The sequence below is a fragment of the Pseudomonas sp. Z4-7 genome (assembly GCF_051131965.1).
Lineage (GTDB): Bacteria > Pseudomonadota > Gammaproteobacteria > Pseudomonadales > Pseudomonadaceae > Aquipseudomonas.
This window is the reverse complement of record NZ_CP071642.1, coordinates 5,587,546-5,604,820: the sequence shown is the minus strand read 5'-3', so window position 1 is coordinate 5,604,820 and position 17,275 is coordinate 5,587,546. Positions and strand designations below refer to the sequence as shown.

Sequence of the window (17,275 nt, the reverse complement as noted above, 5' to 3'; positions counted from 1 at the left end):
TGCCTCGCTTACCCTTTCGCATTCACCAGCACCACATCGCTGCAACTGAAGAATGTTTCACGGGCAGGGTCTTCATGGCGTTGCCACATGATGAAGATCACTGACCGGCTGTCCGTGGCGTAGCCTGCAGGTAATTGAACGTCCAGGTAATAAGTACCCGCTCCCTTGGTGTCCGGAGCGAGCCTGACCTTGACGTCAGGGGATTGCTTCAGCGCGGCCCAGTTGAGGTTGTCCGGGTCGGTCAGGTAAACCTTGAATTCGCTGGGATCATGCATCTGGCTCGCCACGTAAGTGAGCTGCACGCGGCCATCCTTCACGTCCAGGTTGGTGGTGTGCCAGGCAGCGCTTTTAATATTGATGCTGTCGAAGCGATCCTGCCCGGCGGAGCAAAGTTTCCCGTCGGGAGCGACGTCTTCCGGCTTTGTGCCTTCGGGGATGTTTTGCGAGTAGGCGTTCCAATCGTTGAACAGGCGGGCGCGTTCCCAGTCGGCGTCGCCTGCCGCTGTAAAGGCTTCCCTACACGCAGCGTTCTTGATGTTTTCACTGCCATTGTTGAAGTCTTGCTGATCCCAGCAGTAGTACTGGCGGGACGGAGGCATCTGTGATGTACCGTGTTTTATCTAGGGGCTCTTGGGCGGGGTTTTGACATCAGTGCAACTGATCAAACCGATGCTGGACAGAAGGATGCAGCTCAGGGCTAGGCTGGAATATTTCATTGTAAATTCCTTTTTCTGGAGAAAATTCCTTTATTTCGGACACGACGTCCGGGCTGTTTTCAGCGCAAAGGAATGGTATCTGCCAAGGTTTTTACCTTCGACGATCCGAGCTTAGGACCGGGATGAACAACTGCCTACTGTCAGAGTTGACAGTACTGCGTCAAAAAAACGGGTCAAGAGCTCGCTGTGCGACTGCGTTCAGGGTTGGCTCGTTATGGCCTCTCCGACCCGCTGGCAGAATTGCGAATAGAACGCCTGCGCGTTCATGCCACGGCAATCGTCCTTGATCTGCGCCAGGGCGGCCGGACTGAATGACAGGCTGCGCGGCATGCTGGCAAAGTTGAAGTAGCCATCCTGTTGGGTCTTGATGGCATCGAACCCCGGCATGTCATACATCAGTTCGACGTCATCATCGGCAAGCATTCGCGCTTTCACGGTCACTTGGGTATACGCCTTTCCTCCTGGCGCGCCATTCAGCGCCGCCAGGCCGTGGCCGACGATGCGCAGCATGTCCGGCGCCCAATCGTCACCCTCCTCGGTGGGCGTGGCGGGGCGGTAGAAAACGGTCAGGCCCTGCTGGTCTCGCGTGACCTGCGTCAGGGCTGGATCATAACGCTTGATGCGGTGCTCGATGGTCAGCCAGGTCTTTTGCGCGTCGCTGACGTCGTCGGCAAGCTCCGGATTCAACGGGCCGCGCTGGCACTCGCTGACGCCGAAGGCGATGAGCATGCCCGTCAGGATGACCGCGAGGGCGCCGCCACCGATTTGTACGTTCATGGCGTTACTCTGCTGAAAGAAGGCTGCACTGTATTCGATGGCAGACATTGCTGCACGCGGCAAGCGCGGTGTTGAACAAACCCCGGCTATCCCAGTCCAACGCTCGACTTTGCGCCGCCCCTTTCCGGGCGGCTTTTTCATGTTCCAGAGGATGTCCCGATGAAGGTTTCACGCGGTTTTGCACTGTCTTGCCTGCTTTCGTTGGCAGCTGGCCCGGCCTTCGCACAGTTCAGCCTCGCTGATGCGACAAGCGTGATCTCGGCCATTCAGGGCAACCAGCAGGAGGGGGCGGTGGCGGCTGCGCCGAAAGCCGCCGGGTTGCTCAACACCCTCGGCTCGGAACTCCAGATCACGCCGGAGCAAGCCGTGGGCGGTGCCGGGGCGATGCTCGGGCTGGCCAGGAACCAGCTCAGCGAGGCGCAGTTCTCCGAGCTGAGCAAAAGTGTGCCGGGGCTCGATCAGATCGCCGGGAACAGCGCCATCGGTGGCCTTAACGGCTTGGGTGGCTTGCTGGGCGGCGGGTCGGACAAAAACGCCTTGCTCGACGGCTTGCTCGGCAACGTCAAGGACACCGGTGACCTGAACAATGCCTTCAGCGCGCTGGGCATGGACAGCGGCATGATCGGCCAGTTTGCCCCGATCATCTTGCAGTACCTCGGCCAACAGGGCGTCGCCAGCTCGTTGTTGCAGAATCTGGGCGGCATCTGGGGCGCCGGCGCCGGTATCTGATCAGCCGCCCTCGTTGCGCAGTTGGGCAATGCGCCGGTCCTTTTCGCGCCAGAGCTGGTTGACCCAGTCCTGCACATGCTGGCGAAACACCGGGTCGTTTTCGTAATCGCCTTGCCACAGCGCCGGGTCCAGTTCGCGGGTCTGGATGTCGACAATGACCCTGGGCACCGCGCCGCTGATCAAGTCCCAGAACCCGGGGATGCGCTGCTGCGGATAAACCACCGTCACGTCGAGGATCGCATCCAGCTGCTCGCCCATCGCCGCCAGCACAAACGCCACGCCACCGGCTTTGGGCTTGAGCAGATGACTGAAGGGCGATTGCTGCTGTTGGCTTTTGGCGGCGGTGAAGCGCGTGCCTTCGAGATAATTCACCACGGTGACTGGCTGACGCTTGAACAGCTCGCAGGCGGCCTTGGTGATTTCCAGATCCTTGCCGGCCAGCTCCGGATTCTTCGCCAGGAACGCCTTGGTATAGCGCTTCATGAAAGGGTAATCCAATGCCCACCACGCCAGCCCCAGGAACGGCACCCAGATCAGCTCTTTCTTGAGAAAGAATTTGAAGAACGGCGTGCGTCGGTTGAGGGTCTGGACCAGGGCGGGGATATCCACCCATGACTGGTGATTGCTGATCACCAGGTACGAGGTGTCGCTGCGCAGGCCTTCACCGCCGCGAATGTCCCATCGGGTGGGGATGCACGAGGCGAAAATCAGTTTGTCGATCTCGGCCCAGGTCTCGGCAATCCACATCACCGCCCACGAGGCGTAGTCGCGAAGACGCCCGGGCAGGACCAGTTTGAACAATGCGAACACCATCAGTGGCCCGAACAGCACCAGGGTATTGAGCAATAGCAGCAGGGTGACGAAACAGCCGGTGAGCAGGCGGCGCATAGATGACTCTTGCAAACGGGTTGGGCGGGCCATCATAAGCAGCTTCGAGCGGCAGGCCAAATCGGCCTGGACGAAAGTTTCACTTGGACTTGTATAGGCTGAATCTGCTTTTGTGGCGAGGGCGCCACGGTGCGTTTTACCGAACGAATTCATCGGCCACTGTCTAAAATCCCACTCCCACAACGGAAGCCCCTTACATGAAATCCGTTTTAGCCCTGCTTTCCCTGGTGGCCCTCCCCGTGCTCGCCGCCGAACCGACCCTCTATGGGCGCTACGAATACATCGCGCTGCCGGAAATCGGTGGCGAAGTGCTCAAGGCCAAGATGGACACCGGCGCATTGACCGCCTCGCTGTCGGCCAAGGACATCGAGACGTTCACCCGTGACGGCGATGACTGGGTACGTTTCCGCCTGGCGACCAAGGACGCGAGCAACAAGATCTACGAACACAAGATCGCCCGCATCAGCAAGATCAAGACCCGTTCCGAAGAGGACGAGGACGACGACGAAAAGGTCGCCCCCAGCAAGCGACCGGTGGTGGAGCTGGAAATGTGCCTGGGTAACGTCAAGCGCACCGTCGAGGTCAACCTGACCGACCGCAGCAGTTTCAACTACCCGTTGCTGATCGGTGCCAAGGCCTTGCGTGAGTTCGACGCGGCGGTGAACCCGGCGCGGCGGTTTACGGCGGATAAACCGGACTGTTGATTTCCCCGATTGACGTGCCCCGAGGCTTGGGGCACCGTTCCGGCAACTTTACTGTCGGGCCCGGTCGCCATGCCTCATATTCTGATTGTCGAAGACGAAGCCGCCATCGCTGATACGCTGGTGTTTGCACTGCAGGGCGAGGGCTTCGACACCACCTGGTTGAGCCTGGGAGCCGCGGCCCTGGAGCATCAGCAGAAGACTCCGGCGGACCTGATTATTCTCGACGTGGGCCTGCCGGATATCAGCGGTTTCGAGACGTGCAAGAATCTCAGACGTTTCAGCGACGTTCCGGTAATTTTTCTTACGGCTCGGGATGGCGAGATCGACCGGGTGGTGGGCCTTGAGATTGGCGCTGATGATTACGTGGTCAAGCCCTTCAGCCCTCGCGAAGTTGCCGCCAGGGTTCGCGCGATTCTCAAACGCGTGGCGCCGCGGCCCTTCGCGGAAGCAGGTTCGGCGTTGTTCCAGGTGGACAGCGAGCGCGTGCAGATCAGCTATCGCGGCAAGCCGTTGAACCTCACTCGTCATGAGTTTCGCCTGTTGAACTGCCTGCTGGAGCAGCCTGAGCGGGTCTTCAGTCGCGAGCAGTTGCTCGACGCCCTGGGCGTGGCCAGCGATGCCGGCTACGAGCGCAGCATCGACAGCCACATCAAGAGCCTGCGCGCCAAGTTGCGTCTGGTCAGGGCCGAGGCCGAACCGATCCAGACCCACCGGGGCCTTGGCTACAGCTACAGCCCGGGCCACAGCTGATGTCGCTGGGTATCCGGATTTTCCTGGCCTACGTGCTGTTCATCGGCTTGGCCGGGTATTTCGTGCTCAACACGGTGATGGAGGAGATCCGTCCCGGTGTGCGCCAGTCCACCGAGGAAACCCTGGTGGACACGGCCAACCTGATGGCCGAGATCCTGCGGGACGATTTCAAGGCCGGGACGCTCAGCCAGAACCGCTGGCCGCAATTGCTAAGGTCCTATGGCGAACGCCAGCCGGCGGCGACGATCTGGGGATTGCCAAAGAACCAGGTCAACCATCGCATCTACGTCACGGATGCCAATGGCATCGTCGTGCTCGATTCCAGTGGCGTGGCGGTGGGCCAGGATTATTCGCGGTGGAATGACGTCTACCTGACCCTGCGCGGCCATTACGGCGCTCGTTCGACCCGCAACGATCCGGACGATCCGGCGTCGTCGGTGATGCATGTCGGGGCACCGATCCGCGAGAACGGAAGAATCATCGGCGTGGTCACGGTGGCCAAGCCCAACAGCTCGTTGCAACCTTATATCGACCGCACGGAGCGGCGCTTGCTGGCGTACGGTGCCGGGTTGATCGGCCTGGGCCTGTTGCTGGGCGCCTTGCTGTCCTGGTGGCTCAGCGCGGCTTTGCGTCGGTTGACTCGTTATGCCCAGGCGGTCAGCCAGGGGCGGCGGGTGGAAGTGCCGCATTATCGCGGTGGCGAATTCGAGCAACTGGCGGGCGCCGTCGAACACATGCGCACCCAGCTCGAAGGCAAGGCCTACGTCGAGCGTTATGTGCACACCTTGACTCATGAACTGAAGAGTCCGCTGGCCGCGATTCGCGGCGCCGCCGAGCTGCTGCAGAGCGACATGCCCGCCGCCCAGCACCAGCGCTTTGTCAGCAACATCGACAGCGAAAGCGTGCGCATGCAGCAATTGATCGAGCGCCTGCTCAACCTGGCGCAGGTCGAGCAGCGCCAGGGGTTGGAGGATATTGTCGCGGTGCCGTTGGCGGCGTTGGTCGATGAATTGCTGGAGGCTCGCGGCGGCTGGATCGAAAGCCGTCAATTGCGCATAGAGCGATACATCGCCGCTGATCTGACGCTGACCGGGGAGGCCTTCCTGTTGCGCCAGGCTCTGGGCAACTTGCTGGAAAATGCCTTGGACTTCACCCCTGTCGAAGGCTTGTTGCGCATCAGAGCCGAGCGCCTGGGCAGCCGCGTCGAGATCCGTCTTTTCAACCAGGCCGAGCCGATTCCCGACTACGCACTACCGCGCCTGAGCGAGCGGTTTTATTCCTTGCCGCGCCCTGGCACCGGGCGCAAGAGCACAGGCCTGGGGCTCAACTTCGTCGAGGAAGTGGTGCAGTTGCATGGGGGGGAATTTGGCATCGGTAATGTCGAGGGTGGGGTGGAAGTGGTGCTGCGGTTGCCCTGACACCACAAAATCCATTTGAAAAAGCACTCCTATGTGGGAGCGAGCCTGCTCGCGAAGACAGTGGCACATCCAACATCATCGCCCAGACAGTCCGCTATCGCGAGCAGGCTCGCTCCCACAGTTCAGTTGCCGTCGGGCCTGTCTCCACACAATCTCCACATTCCCCTCATAAACCGCCCACACAGCCGCGCCAGACTCTTCCCCATTCGAACAGGGAGAGCCCCACATGAACCGCAGCCTCGCCATAAAACTGGGCATGATTGCCCTCTTGATTCTCTTGCTGATGATCCCGCTGTTGATGATCAACGGCCTTATCGATGAGCGCCAGGAGCTGCGCGATGGGGTGTTGCAGGACATCGCCCGCAGTTCCAGCCACAGCCAGCAGTTGATCGGCCCGATGATCGTGGTGCCGTTTCGCAAGGACGTGAAGGTCTGGAATACCAACGAGAAGACCGGCGTGCGCTTCCTCGAAACCGTCGAGCAAACGGGCGAGTTGTATTTCCTCCCGGAGCAATTCGAGCTCGACGGCCAGATCCGCACCGAAACACGTGCCCGGGGCATCTACGAAGCGCGCTTGTTTCATGCCGACAACCGGATCGATGGCCGCTTCAAGGTGCCGGAACGTTATGGCGTCGCGCCGAAGGATTTCGCCGACTACCGCTTTGACGAGCCGTACCTGAGCGTCGGCATCAGCGATATTCGTGGCATCGAGAATGCATTGACCCTGACGCTGAACCAGCAGACGGTCGATTTCCTTCCCGGTTCGCGGCTTGGCTGGCTGGGGCAGGGCGTACATGTGCCGTTGCCGATGATCACCGCCCAGGGCAGCCCCGAACTGACCTTCGGCTTCGACCTGCGCCTGCAAGGCACCGGCGAGCTGCAGATCCTGCCGGTGGGCAAGTCCACCAAGGTGCACCTGTCCGCCGATTGGCCGCACCCGAGCTTCATCGGCAATTACCTGCCGGTCAATCGCGAGATCAATGAACAGGGCTTCAATGCCGACTGGCAGACCTCGTTTTTCTCCACCAACCTTTTGGAAACGCTGCAAGCCTGCGATCCCAGCGATGGTTGCGAAGCGTTCCGCAGTCGTGCGTTCGGTGTAAGTTTCGTCGATCCGGTGGACCAGTACCTGAAGAGCGACCGGGCGATCAAATATGCGCTGCTGTTCATCGCGCTGACCTTCGCCGGGTTCTTCCTCTTCGAAGTGCTCAAGAGCCTCGCGGTGCACCCGGTCCAGTACGCATTGGTCGGCGTGGCGCTGGCGTTCTTCTACCTGCTGCTGTTGTCGCTGTCGGAGCACATCGGCTTCACCCTGGCGTACCTGGTATCGGCCAGTGCCTGCGTGGTGCTGATTGGCTTCTACGTCTGCCATGTGCTGCGCAGCGTGAGCCACGGCCTGGGATTTTCAGCGGGGTTGGCGGGGTTGTACGGACTGCTTTACGGCCTGTTGAGCGCCGAAGACTACGCGCTGTTGATGGGTTCGTTGCTGCTGTTCGGCCTGCTGGGTGTGTTCATGGTGCTGACCCGCAAGCTGGATTGGTACGGGGTGGGCGCGAAGCCGGCGGCTGCGATGAGTTTTGATCTGGGAGAGGTGAAATGAGCCGGTCGTTGGGGTTGCGGGAGGACCAGCGGGTGGGGGAAATGCTGGTGATGCGAATTGTCGGGTTGTTTCCTTTGGATCCGGTGCGCGGCCTTCGCGAGCAGGCTCGCTCCCACAAGAGAGCAACACACTCAAATGTGGGAGCGAGCCTGCTCCGGGCGGCGTTCCGACGAAGAGGCCGCCGGTGGAGCCAAGGCAGTTTTAGACCCTGGGCACCGTCTCGACCATCGAAGGCCGCAAACTGACCTCGGAAAACCACGTCGCCAGCTGCGGATTGTTCTCGCGCCATTCCAGGTCGGCATGGCGCAGGTCCAGGTAACCCAGGGCGCAGGCCACGCTGATGGACGCGACGTCGAAATGGCTGGCCAGTTCGGCAATCGCCTCAGATTCGAGCGTGGCGAGGGCGCGACGAATCTTGTCCCGCTGCGCATCGAGCCATTCGTCCCAGTGTTTTTCCACAGGACGCAGGGCGGTCTCGTAGCGGATCATCACCGCCGCGTCCATGATCCCGTCGGCCATGGAGGCCAGGGTCAGGCGCCGCCAGCGCGCGGCGCCCTCGCGCGGGATCAGCGGGTTGCCGACGTGTTGGTGGTCGAGGTAGTCGAGGATGACGCGGCTGTCGTGGATCACCGTCCCGTTGGCCAGGCGCAGGGCCGGGATCTTGCTCAACGGGTTGTCGCCGATCAGCGCCAGGTCCGGCTTGACCGGCGTGAGTTGGCTGAGCTGCAAGGCGACGCGATCCTGCTGGCCGGTTTCGTGGAGCAGCACCAGGACCTTGCGGACGAAGGGCGAAGCGGGGTTGTGGAACAGGGTCATGCTGGGGGTGGACATGCAGAACATCCTCGATTGGGCGGGCTGGGTTAGCCTAGACAGTTGCGGGTCTGCTGGCGAGCAACGAATGTGGGAGCGAGCCTGCTCGCGAAAGCAGAGTGTCAGTCAGCATGAATGTAACTGACTTACCGCCTTCGCGAGCAGGCTCGCTCCCACAGGTTCTTTGCCGCGCTGGGGTTATCCGCGTTTGATCAAGCCCCAGGCCCCAAGCAGGGTCGGGATTCCCAATCCAACCCAGCTCAGCGCATCCCAGGCGCCGTCACCGAGCAATGCGCTGAACAGCCCCGCCGCGCTCAATGCGCCGATCACTACGGGAATACCAAACACCTTCCAGAAATTCGACTGCCGGGGCCTCACGAGGTTACCTCCGTGCCGACAGTCGCGCGCTTGGCGGCTTTCCGTCGCACCACCCAAAGATAAACGCCACTGCCCAGGACGATGATGGTCAGCACATCCAGGGTTGCCCAGAAAATCTGCATTGGCCGGCCACCGTAGTCGCCGAAGTGCAGCGGCAGGGACAGGCTCATCACGTCCATGTACCACGGCCGCTCGGCCACGGCGGTGACGTCCAGGGTGCTGGCGTCGATCAATACCGGAGTGAGCAGGTGCGAGGTCAGGTGGGTGTCGCCCTTCATGAACACGCTGTAGTGATGCTCGCTGGAAAACAGCGTGCCGGGGAAGGCGATGAAGCTGGGTTCCATGCCCGGCGCGACTTCCTTGGCAATGTCGAGCAGGCGGGTCGCCGGCGCCAGTTGCGTCAATGGCGGGGCGTTGCGGTACGGCTCGACCATCGCGCTGAGGCTGTCGTTGCGCCACGCGGCGATGATCAGGTCGGCGCAGGCGGCAATCACGCCGGTCACGCCCACGGTCAGCGCCCAGACCAGGGTGACGACGCCGATCAGGTTGTGCAGGTCGAGCCAGCGCAGGCGGGTGGATTTGTCCTGGCGCACCGTGCCGAAGTTCAAGCGCCGCATGAACGGCAAGTACAGCACCACGCCGGAGACGATGGCAATCACGAACAGAAACCCCATGAACGCCAGCAGCAACTTGCCCGGCAGCCCGGCGAACATGTCCACGTGCAGGCGCAGCATGATCATCATGAAACCACCGTTGGCCGAAGGCATTTCCAGGGCTTCGCCGGTGCGCGCGTCGAGCATGAAGGTATGGGATGAATTGGGTTCGGTGCCCGGTGTCGGCGCCATGATGGTGATCACGCCGTTGGGGTCGTCTTCGTCCCAGCCGAAATACTGGACCACTTCACCCGGACGATGAGCCTTGGCTTTTTCCACCAGTTGTTGAAGATCCAACGGCGGCGTGCCGGCCGGCATTTCCCGCAGTTCCGGGGCATCGCCCAACAGATGTTCGATTTCATGATGGAAAATCAGCGGCAGCCCGGTGATTGCCAGCATCAGTAGGAACACCGTACAGATCAGGCTGCTCCAGGTGTGGACAAAGGACCAGCGGCGAATGGTTTTGCTTTTCATGATCGATCCGAATGCAAAAGGGCACCTTGGGGGATAACGCTGTTCTTTTGGGGAGAGCCATTGTGGCGAGGGAGCTTGCTCCCGCTGGATTGCGCAGCGATCCCAAGCTTTTGGGGCCGCTACGCAGCCCAGCGGGAGCAAGCTCCCTCGCCACGGTTTTCCTTACATGAACAGCATTGCCAACCGAGCACTCTCAAATAGGTTTTGCAAATGCTAACCGTTTACCATTTGTAATTCACGCTGGCGACGACGTTGCGTTGGTCTCCGTAGTAGCAATAGAAGCCGTCACAGGTGGACAGGTATTCCTTGTTGAAGATGTTTTTCGCGTCCACCGCCACGGTGACGCCCTTGAGGGTCTTGTTCAAACGGCCCAGGTCGTAATGGGCCGAGGCGTCATACACGGTATAGGAGCCAACATGCCCCCAATCGGTGTTGGTGGTGTTGCCGTAGGTGTCGCCGACATAACGCACGCCGGCGCCCACGCCGAACCCGTCCAGCGGGCCGTTGTGCCAGGTGTAGTCGGCCCATGCGGTGGCCTGGTTACGCGGAACCTGGGCCATGCGCTTGCCTTCTTCGGCCGCGGTGCCCTTGGTGATTTCGCTGTCGTTGTAGGTGTAGGAACCGACCAGCTTCAGGTTGTCGGTAACGTCGCCCGAGGCTTCCAGCTCAAGGCCGCGCACCTGGACTTCACCGACCTGGCGGGTGACGTTGTTTTCGGTGACGGAGTTGTTTTTCTGGGTCAGGTCGAACACCGCAGCCGTCAACAAAGTCTTGGTGCCGGGTGGCTGGTACTTGATCCCCGCCTCGTACTGTTCGCCTTCCGTCGGCTTGAAGGCTTCGGTGCTGTTGACGGTTGAACCCGCCGCCGCCTGGAACGACTGGGCGAAGGAAACGTAGGGCGTCACACCGTTATCGAAGACGTAGCTCAACGCTGCGTTGCCGCTGAATTTCTTGTCGCGCTGGGTGTTGGTGACATTGTTCTGGTTGTGGAACACGGTTCCGGTGTGAATCCAGTCTTCACGACCACCAAGGGTCAGGCGCCACTTGTCCAGGGCAATCTGGTCCTGGAAGTACAGGCCGGTCTGGTTGGTCTTCTGGTTGTAGTCATACATCGTGAAGTACTGGACGTTGGAAAAATCCTGTCCGTAGGTCGGGTTGTTGATATTGCTGGTCGGCACGCCAGTCGAACCCCAATCCCAACGCGAATTGCTGTTCGAGCGCTGGTGATCCAGGCCCAGCAACAAGGTGTGGCTCAGATCACCCGTCTGGAAATCGGCCTGGAAGTTGTTGTCCACGGCGAACTGGCTGATGTCTTCGTCGATCACGCTGGCGCTGCGCTTGACGTTGCCGTCGGCGTCCACCGATTGGTCCGGGCCATCTGGCCAGAATTGGCCACCGGCGGAGATGCCCTGGGTTTCCAGGTCGCTCTTGGTGTAGCGCAGGTTCTGGCGGAACTGCCAGGTGTCGTTCAGGCGGTGTTCAAAGGCATAACCGAGCGCGTAGTAGGTGCGGTCGTAGAATTCCCAATCTGGATCACCGAGGTTCTTGTGATGGGAAATCTTGCCCGCCGGCGACGACAGCTTGGTGCCTTGCAGGGGCAGGAATTGCCCGGTGATGCCGGTGTCATCGCGGGTGTATTGCGAGAGGAATGTCAGGCGGGTGTCGTCGTTGATGTTCCAGGTCAGGCTCGGGGCGATGTTGTAGCGCTTGTCGGGGATGTGATCGATCTGGGAGTTACTGTCGCGCACGGTACCGCTGAGCCGGTAGAGGAACTGGCCTTCGTCGTCGACCTTGCCGGTGCTGTCGAAGTTGATCTGCTTGTGCTCGTGGCTGCCGGCCTGCAACTCCACTTCATTGCTGCTCTCGGCTTGCGGGCGACGACTGACCATGTCGAGCATGCCGCCGGGTGGCGTCTGGCCGTAGACCGACGACGCCGGGCCTCGAAGCACGGCGATGCGCTCAAGGTTCCACGGCTCGATCTTCGGTGTGATGTAGTTGCCCTTGGGCAACGGCAGGCCATCGAGGAACTGGGTCGGTACGAAGCCGCGCACCAGCAGCCAGTCATTGCGCGAATCCGAACCGTAGCCGCTGCTCTGCACGCCGGCGGTGTAGCGCAGGGCATCGTTGAGGTTGAGCACGGAGCGGTCGTCCATCTGCTGGCGCGTGACCACCGAGACCGAGCGCGGCAGTTCGACGATCGGCGTGTCGGTCTTGGTGCCGGCGGCGGTGCGGGTGACCGCATAGCCTTCGGTCGGGCCCCAGGCGGTTTCGCTGACGCCGGCGCCGATCACGCTGGTTTCCGGCAGCACCATGACACCCTCCGGCACGGCCACCAGGCTGTAGGTGCCGGCGCTGCTTTGTTCCAGTTGCAGGCCGGTGCCGCGCAAGGCTTCACGCAGCGCACCGGTGGCGTCGAACTGGCCTTGGACCGGCGCCGAGGTTTTACCCGAAGCCAGCGCCGGGTTCAGGCTCAGGGCAAGGCCGGCCTGGCTGGCGATCTGGTTCAGGGTGCTGGCCAATGGCGCGGCGGGCAGGTTGTAGGCGCGCACGCTGGACGCCTGCTCGGCGGCCAGCAGCGGACCGCTGGCCAGCGGGGTGGCGAAGGCGATGGCGACGGCCAACAGGCTGGGACGCAACAGGGTGTCTAGCGGGCGGGACATACGGCGGCTCCTGAATGGAAATATTTCTCAATTGCCTGTGTGCCGGATGAAAACCGAAAAGTGATAGGGGTGGATGAAAATAATTTAGATTCAGATTGCGAGCGGTTTGATGGTGATGCAACTGGCCTCTTCGCGAGCAGGCTCGCTCCCACAGGGGTTCGCATTGCCTGGTGGGAGCGAGCCTGCTCGCGAAGGCCTCCTCAGAGACGCAACATTCTCTAGCGCTTGGCCTCGACCCGCGGCGCCACCACCACCCACCAACGCGTGTGATGCTCGACCTGCACCGGCAAGGTCGGCAGCAAAGCGGTCAACGCCAGGTTGGTGTCATGCAGCGGGAAACTGCCGGTAATGCGCAGGTCCGCCACCTTGGGCTCGACGCCGAGGTAGCCGCGCCGATAGCGCGCCAACTCACGGACCAGGTCTTCGAGTCGCGCGTTGTCCACCACCAGCATGCCGCGAGTCCAGGCATCGGCGCCGGGGCTCAGGGCCAAGGTTGGACCGAGGCCGTCGCGGCGCATCAGCACCTGCTGGCCTTCGCGAAGAATCTGCTCCTCAGCGGTCGCTTGCGGATGCGCGGCCACTGCGGATTTCAACACACTCAGGCGTGTACCTTCGTCTTCGAGCCTGACCAGAAAGCGCGTGCCCAAGGCGCGCATGCTGCCCTCGCGAGTCTCGACGATGAACGGGCGCGGATCGTTGTGGCCGGTTTCCACCAGGATCTCGCCTTCCTGCAGGATGACGCGCCGCTGCTTGTCGTCGAAACGCACATCCAGCGCGCTGTGAGTGTTGAGGTTGATCAGCGTGCCGTCGGCCAGGCGCAACGTGCGCTGTTCACCGGTGGCGGTGCGCTGGTCGGCCAGCCAATAATCCAGCGGCAGGTAACGCTCGCCAGCGAACAGCGCCAGGCCGATGACCGCGACGACACTGGCCAGGCCGCTGCCGATCTTGCGTACCCGCCGCCGGATGCTGACCCGCGATTGCAGCAGCGCCGCACGCGCCGGGCCGCTGGCGGCGCTGAAACGCTGGTCGAGCATGCCCAGCTGTTGCCAGGCGCGTGCATGCTCCTCATCGGCGGCGTGCCATTGAGCGAAGGCTTCACGCTCCTGAGGGCTGCCATTGCCTGAGTCCAGGGACAATTGCCAGGCGATGGCCGCGTCCAACACCCGCGCCGAGACTGGCTTGGAAGAGGCCAGGGTCATGTCGGCTCACCGTAAAGGGCGATGTAGCACTGCCGCACGCCTTGGGCCAGGTATTGGCGCACCCGCGGCACCGAAACCCCCAGGCGCTCGGCAATTTCAGCATGGCCGAGGCCGTCGAGGCGGTTATAGAGGAAGGCCGCACGCGCCTTGCTCGACAGTTTGCCAAGCAGACGGTCGATGTTCCTGAGGTCTTCGAGGATCATCTGCTGCTCCTCTACCGAAGGTTGCTCAGCCTCGGGAATCAGCATCAGTTCGGTCAGGTAAGCCTGCTCCAGCGCGGCCCTGCGGAAATAATCAAACAGCAGGCCTTTGGCGATCGCCAGCAGAAACGCCCGGGGCTCGCGCGGTGGCTGCAACCCGTCACGCCCCAGCAGCCGCACGAAAGTGTCCTGGCTCAAGTCTTCCGCCCGCTGTGGGCACGCCACGTTGCGCTGTAGCCATGCCAATAGCCAGCCGCGATGGTCGCGGTACAACGCACCAACCAGATCACCGTTAGGAGTAGGAACTGACGACACGGAGCATCACCGACGCATTAAGTAACGAGAATTGTTCGCGATTGTGGCAGAGGCGGGGGCGGGAAAGCAATTGGCGCTGGTCGGGATAAAACTGTGCACTCCTGTGGGAGCGAGCCTGCTCGCGAAAGCGGTCCATCCAATACATTGATGCCGGCTGACAAACTGCCTTCGCGAGCAGGCTCGCTCCCACAAAAGCCTTGCTGTTTCAATTAAAGCGAAGGCGCCTGCTGCCTCCGTTTCCATTGCCCCAGGCGCTGTTGCAGGTCGAGCGCGCTGTGGATGTCCTGCTGGCGGGCGCGGCTGAACAGGATCAGCGCCAGTTCCGCGGTGGCGAGGGCGTCGGCGCTGGCGTTGTGGCGCTCGAAGACTTGCAGCTTGAACCAGTCAATCCACTCGTCCAGGCCTGACTTGCGCAGATTGGCTTGCGGGCAAAGCATCGGGGCCAGGTCGGCCACGTCCAGGAACGGATGCAGCAGCCGGCAGCCCAGATAATCTTTCATGGCGCGTCCGAGCATGTGCGAATCGAACGGCGCATGGAACGCCAGCAATGGGCTGTCGCCGACGAACTCCATGAATGCCACCAGCGCTTCGGCCGGGTCGCTGCCGGCGGCGATGGCACTGGGTGCCAGGCCATGGATCAGTACGCTTGGCCCAAGCTTCTGCTGGTCGCATTGCAAGGTTCGCTCGAACTGCTGGCTGAAGTCGATGGCGCCGTCTTCAATGACGACCGCACCGATGGACAGCACCTGATCCTTGTTCAGGTTGAGGCCGGTGGTTTCCAGGTCGACCACCACCCACCGTTGTTCCCGCAGGCTGCGCTCCGTCAATGGCGCGGCGGCGGGCAGATCGTTCAGGCGCTGCTGCAATGCGTCCGAGAGCATCGGCTGGACCGGGCGCAACCAGGAAAACAGACTCACAGTTGGTACCTCACGGTCAGGCTGCTCTGCAGGCGTTGGGCCTGGCGCAGGGACTCACGCAGGATGCGCCGGTCCAAGTGGTTGAGGCTGTCCGGGTCGACGCGGTTGGAGTAGGGCTGGTTCTCCCGCGTTTGCAACTGATGCTGTTGCATGCGCGTCTGCTGGATAAAGTGATAGGCCTCTTCATAAGCCGCGCCGTCCAGCGGCTCGATCACCTCCTTGACGACCAGTTGCCGCAAGCGCTCCAGAGTATTGTTGGCCTCGATGCCGTTGGCCAGCGCCAGCAGGCGGGCGCCGTCGACGAAGGGGGTCAGGCCTTGTACTTTGAGGTCGAGCGTCGCCTTCTCGCCGTTTTTGCGGCTCAACACAAAATCCCTGAAGCGGCCAACGGGCGGGCGATGGCGAAGCGCGTTCTCGGCCAGCATGCGTTGGAACAGGCGATTGTCGGCCACCTGATCGAGGATCTGCCGGCGCAACTGCTCGCAGCCTTGCTCGTCGCCCCACACCACCCGCAAATCGAAATAGATGCTCGAACCCAGCAGGTTCTCCGGGGTGGCCTCACGGACAAAGGCCGCGAAGCGGCGTGCCCATTCGGCGCGGGACAGGCACAACTCGGGGTTGCCGGCCATGATGTTGCCCTTGCACAACGTGAAGCCGCACAAGGCCAGGCTCTGGTTGATCTGCTGGGCGATGGGCAGCAGCAGGCCACGGATCTGCGCCGCATGGGCAGCGTCCCGGGCTTCGAACAGGATGCCGTTGTCCTGGTCGGTGTGCAGGGTCTGTTCGCGGCGGCCTTCGCTGCCAAAGCACAGCCAGCTGAACGCAACGCCCGGGTCGCCCTTCTCGGCCAGGGTCAGCTCGATGACCCGGCATACGGTGTGGTCGTTGAGCAGGGTGATGATGTGGGTGATCTGGGTCGACGACGCGCCATGGGCCAGCATGCGCTCCACCAGTTGACCGATTTCGCCGCGCAAGGTCACCAGGTTCTCGATCCTGGGGGCGTTGCGGATCGTCCGGGCCAGGTGCACCAGGTCGACGCGCTGCAGGGAAAACAGGTCCCGCTCCGAGACCACGCCGCACAAGCGCTGGTCCTTGACCAGGCAGACGTGGGCAATGTGGCGCTCGGTCATGGCGATGGCCGCATCGAAGGCGCTGTGGTCAGGCGACAGGAAAAACGGTGCCTGGGTCATGTGCATGGCGATCGCCCCGGAAAAATCCCCGGTACCGTCGGCCACGACCTGACGCAGATCGCGCAGGGTGAAAATCCCGACCGGCGCCTTGTGTTCGTTCACCACCACGATGCTGCCGACTTGCTGCTCATGCATCAGCTTGACGGCTTCGCGCAACGGCGTTTCGGGGCTGCAACTGACCGGGTGACGCATTGCCAGCTCGCCCAGGCGGGTATTGAGGGAATATTGCGTGCCCAGGGTCTGCGCGGATTTCTGCTGTACTTGCTGGTTGACCTGATCGAGCAGGCTGCTGACGCCGCGCAAGGCGAAATCGCGAAACGGGCCGGACAGGGCGAACAGCTTGATGAAGGCCAGTTTGTTCAACTGCAGGCAGAAAGTGTCCTCGCCGGCCCGGTGCTCGGTGCGGGTCGCTCGCTCACCCAACAGGGCCGCGAGGGGGAAGCACTCGCCGGTGGTGATCTCGAAGGTGGTCTCGGTGCCGCCCTTCGCCGAGTGCGGTCGCTCGCCCACTACCCGGCCTTGCTTGACGATGTAGAAGTGCTCAACCGGACCGTCGGCCGGCTTGATAATGGTTTCGCCCGGGGCATAAAAACGCAGCAGGCATTGTTCGACCAGGTAGGCCAGGTGGGCGTTTTCCATCTGGTTGAACGGGGGGAAACGCTGAAGAAACTGCAACGTACCCTGGATGTTCTGCAACACCGCGGTTTTCCCTGCCTGGATGAAGGCGTCCGCTTTTTTCATAACCATTACGCAGTCTTTTTCGAATTGTTGTGGTCGGATCTGTTCCCCCATGGTCGGCCCCTGAGCGCGGGGTGCCCATTGGACGTAAGTCTAGGTCGCGGCAATGGGAGCGAAACCAAGGAAAACTCCCACGCCTTGCGTCGAAAAATTCTTCAA

16 protein-coding genes are annotated in these 17,275 nt (G+C 61.8%); 5 read left to right on the top strand and 11 right to left on the bottom strand.

Translation table 11 applies throughout. The features are described from left to right. Positions 1-8 precede the first annotated feature (8 nt). On the bottom strand, positions 9-599 hold the full coding sequence (locus tag J3P91_RS25215) for a lytic polysaccharide monooxygenase auxiliary activity family 9 protein (RefSeq protein WP_434602054.1): 591 nt from the start codon (positions 597-599) through the stop codon (positions 9-11). A gap of 315 nt (positions 600-914) precedes the next feature. Beyond that, entirely contained in the window at positions 915-1,493 is a 579-nt protein-coding gene (locus tag J3P91_RS25210) for a hypothetical protein (protein WP_434602053.1), read from the bottom strand. Between the two features lie 159 nt (positions 1,494-1,652). Here J3P91_RS25210 and J3P91_RS25205 point away from each other — a divergent pair, with 159 nt between their 5' ends. Beyond that, positions 1,653-2,222, top strand: a complete 570-nt coding sequence (locus J3P91_RS25205; protein ID WP_434571332.1) for a DUF2780 domain-containing protein — start codon at positions 1,653-1,655, stop codon at positions 2,220-2,222. Here J3P91_RS25205 and J3P91_RS25200 read toward each other — a convergent pair whose 3' ends face one another. Beyond that, positions 2,223-3,110: an acyltransferase gene (locus J3P91_RS25200; protein ID WP_434602051.1), complete on the bottom strand. Its 888-nt coding sequence runs from the start codon at positions 3,108-3,110 to the stop codon at positions 2,223-2,225. It abuts the gene before it with no gap. A gap of 197 nt (positions 3,111-3,307) precedes the next feature. Here J3P91_RS25200 and J3P91_RS25195 point away from each other — a divergent pair, with 197 nt between their 5' ends. The 4 genes from J3P91_RS25195 to creD all read left to right on the top strand — a co-directional run bounded on the left by J3P91_RS25195 (position 3,308) and on the right by creD (position 7,582). Further along, complete coding sequence (locus tag J3P91_RS25195) at positions 3,308-3,814, top strand: ATP-dependent zinc protease family protein (protein ID WP_434602050.1); 507 nt, start codon at positions 3,308-3,310, stop codon at positions 3,812-3,814. Positions 3,815-3,883: 69 nt separating this feature from the next. Then, the gene (creB, locus tag J3P91_RS25190; protein ID WP_305498327.1) at positions 3,884-4,564 is read left to right on the top strand and encodes a two-component system response regulator CreB; all 681 of its coding nucleotides are present in this window, start codon (positions 3,884-3,886) and stop codon (positions 4,562-4,564) included. Beyond that, entirely contained in the window at positions 4,564-5,982 is a 1,419-nt protein-coding gene (gene creC / locus J3P91_RS25185) for a two-component system sensor histidine kinase CreC (protein WP_434602049.1), read from the top strand. Before creB ends, creC begins: the two co-directional genes overlap by 1 nt. Before the next feature lie 226 nt (positions 5,983-6,208). Beyond that, positions 6,209-7,582 carry a cell envelope integrity protein CreD gene (gene creD, locus J3P91_RS25180; RefSeq protein ID WP_434602048.1) on the top strand — a complete coding sequence of 458 codons (1,374 nt, stop codon included), beginning with the start codon at positions 6,209-6,211 and terminating at the stop codon, positions 7,580-7,582. A 201-nt stretch (positions 7,583-7,783) separates the two neighbouring features. On the opposite strand, the gene J3P91_RS25175 is transcribed toward creD, so the two are convergent. From J3P91_RS25175 to J3P91_RS25140, 8 genes are all read right to left on the bottom strand, one after another. Further along, positions 7,784-8,413, bottom strand: a complete 630-nt coding sequence (locus J3P91_RS25175) for a glutathione S-transferase (protein WP_434602047.1) — start codon at positions 8,411-8,413, stop codon at positions 7,784-7,786. A 177-nt stretch (positions 8,414-8,590) separates the two neighbouring features. Further along, positions 8,591-8,770 carry a hypothetical protein gene (locus J3P91_RS25170; protein ID WP_434602045.1) on the bottom strand — a complete coding sequence of 60 codons (180 nt, stop codon included), beginning with the start codon at positions 8,768-8,770 and terminating at the stop codon, positions 8,591-8,593. Further along, positions 8,767-9,897, bottom strand: coding sequence for a PepSY-associated TM helix domain-containing protein (locus tag J3P91_RS25165; RefSeq protein WP_434602043.1), 1,131 nt, complete (start codon positions 9,895-9,897; stop codon positions 8,767-8,769). The genes J3P91_RS25170 and J3P91_RS25165 overlap by 4 nt, the downstream gene beginning before the upstream one ends. Positions 9,898-10,118: 221 nt before the next feature. Then, on the bottom strand, positions 10,119-12,557 hold the full coding sequence (locus J3P91_RS25160; protein WP_434602042.1) for a TonB-dependent siderophore receptor: 2,439 nt from the start codon (positions 12,555-12,557) through the stop codon (positions 10,119-10,121). 218 nt (positions 12,558-12,775) lie between these two features. Further along, a complete protein-coding gene (locus J3P91_RS25155) occupies positions 12,776-13,756 on the bottom strand; it encodes a FecR domain-containing protein (RefSeq protein ID WP_434602041.1) in 981 nt (326 codons plus the stop codon). Next, positions 13,753-14,271, bottom strand: a complete 519-nt coding sequence (locus J3P91_RS25150; protein ID WP_434602040.1) for an RNA polymerase sigma factor — start codon at positions 14,269-14,271, stop codon at positions 13,753-13,755. The genes J3P91_RS25155 and J3P91_RS25150 overlap by 4 nt, the downstream gene beginning before the upstream one ends. Before the next feature lie 209 nt (positions 14,272-14,480). Then, positions 14,481-15,188 (bottom strand): 3'-5' exonuclease, encoded by a 708-nt coding sequence (locus tag J3P91_RS25145; RefSeq protein ID WP_434602039.1) that lies wholly within the window; start codon positions 15,186-15,188, stop codon positions 14,481-14,483. Continuing rightward, entirely contained in the window at positions 15,185-17,125 is a 1,941-nt protein-coding gene (locus J3P91_RS25140) for a putative nucleotidyltransferase substrate binding domain-containing protein (protein WP_434571350.1), read from the bottom strand. The genes J3P91_RS25145 and J3P91_RS25140 overlap by 4 nt, the downstream gene beginning before the upstream one ends. Positions 17,126-17,275 lie beyond the last annotated feature (150 nt).

Excerpts from the sequence above, each read along its gene's own strand:
- J3P91_RS25215 (WP_434602054.1), bottom strand. The coding sequence starts at position 599 with ATGCCTCCGTCCCGCCAGTACTACTGCTGGGATCAGCAAGACTTCAAC.
- J3P91_RS25210 (WP_434602053.1), bottom strand. The coding sequence starts at position 1,493 with ATGAACGTACAAATCGGTGGCGGCGCCCTCGCGGTCATCCTGACGGGC.
- J3P91_RS25205 (WP_434571332.1), top strand. The coding sequence starts at position 1,653 with ATGAAGGTTTCACGCGGTTTTGCACTGTCTTGCCTGCTTTCGTTGGCA.
- J3P91_RS25200 (WP_434602051.1), bottom strand. The coding sequence starts at position 3,110 with ATGCGCCGCCTGCTCACCGGCTGTTTCGTCACCCTGCTGCTATTGCTC.
- J3P91_RS25195 (WP_434602050.1), top strand. The coding sequence starts at position 3,308 with ATGAAATCCGTTTTAGCCCTGCTTTCCCTGGTGGCCCTCCCCGTGCTC.
- creB (WP_305498327.1), top strand. The coding sequence starts at position 3,884 with ATGCCTCATATTCTGATTGTCGAAGACGAAGCCGCCATCGCTGATACG.
- creC (WP_434602049.1), top strand. The coding sequence starts at position 4,564 with ATGTCGCTGGGTATCCGGATTTTCCTGGCCTACGTGCTGTTCATCGGC.
- creD (WP_434602048.1), top strand. The coding sequence starts at position 6,209 with ATGAACCGCAGCCTCGCCATAAAACTGGGCATGATTGCCCTCTTGATT.
- J3P91_RS25175 (WP_434602047.1), bottom strand. The coding sequence starts at position 8,413 with ATGTCCACCCCCAGCATGACCCTGTTCCACAACCCCGCTTCGCCCTTC.
- J3P91_RS25165 (WP_434602043.1), bottom strand. The coding sequence starts at position 9,897 with ATGAAAAGCAAAACCATTCGCCGCTGGTCCTTTGTCCACACCTGGAGC.
- J3P91_RS25160 (WP_434602042.1), bottom strand. The coding sequence starts at position 12,557 with ATGTCCCGCCCGCTAGACACCCTGTTGCGTCCCAGCCTGTTGGCCGTC.
- J3P91_RS25155 (WP_434602041.1), bottom strand. The coding sequence starts at position 13,756 with ATGACCCTGGCCTCTTCCAAGCCAGTCTCGGCGCGGGTGTTGGACGCG.
- J3P91_RS25140 (WP_434571350.1), bottom strand. The coding sequence starts at position 17,125 with ATGGTTATGAAAAAAGCGGACGCCTTCATCCAGGCAGGGAAAACCGCG.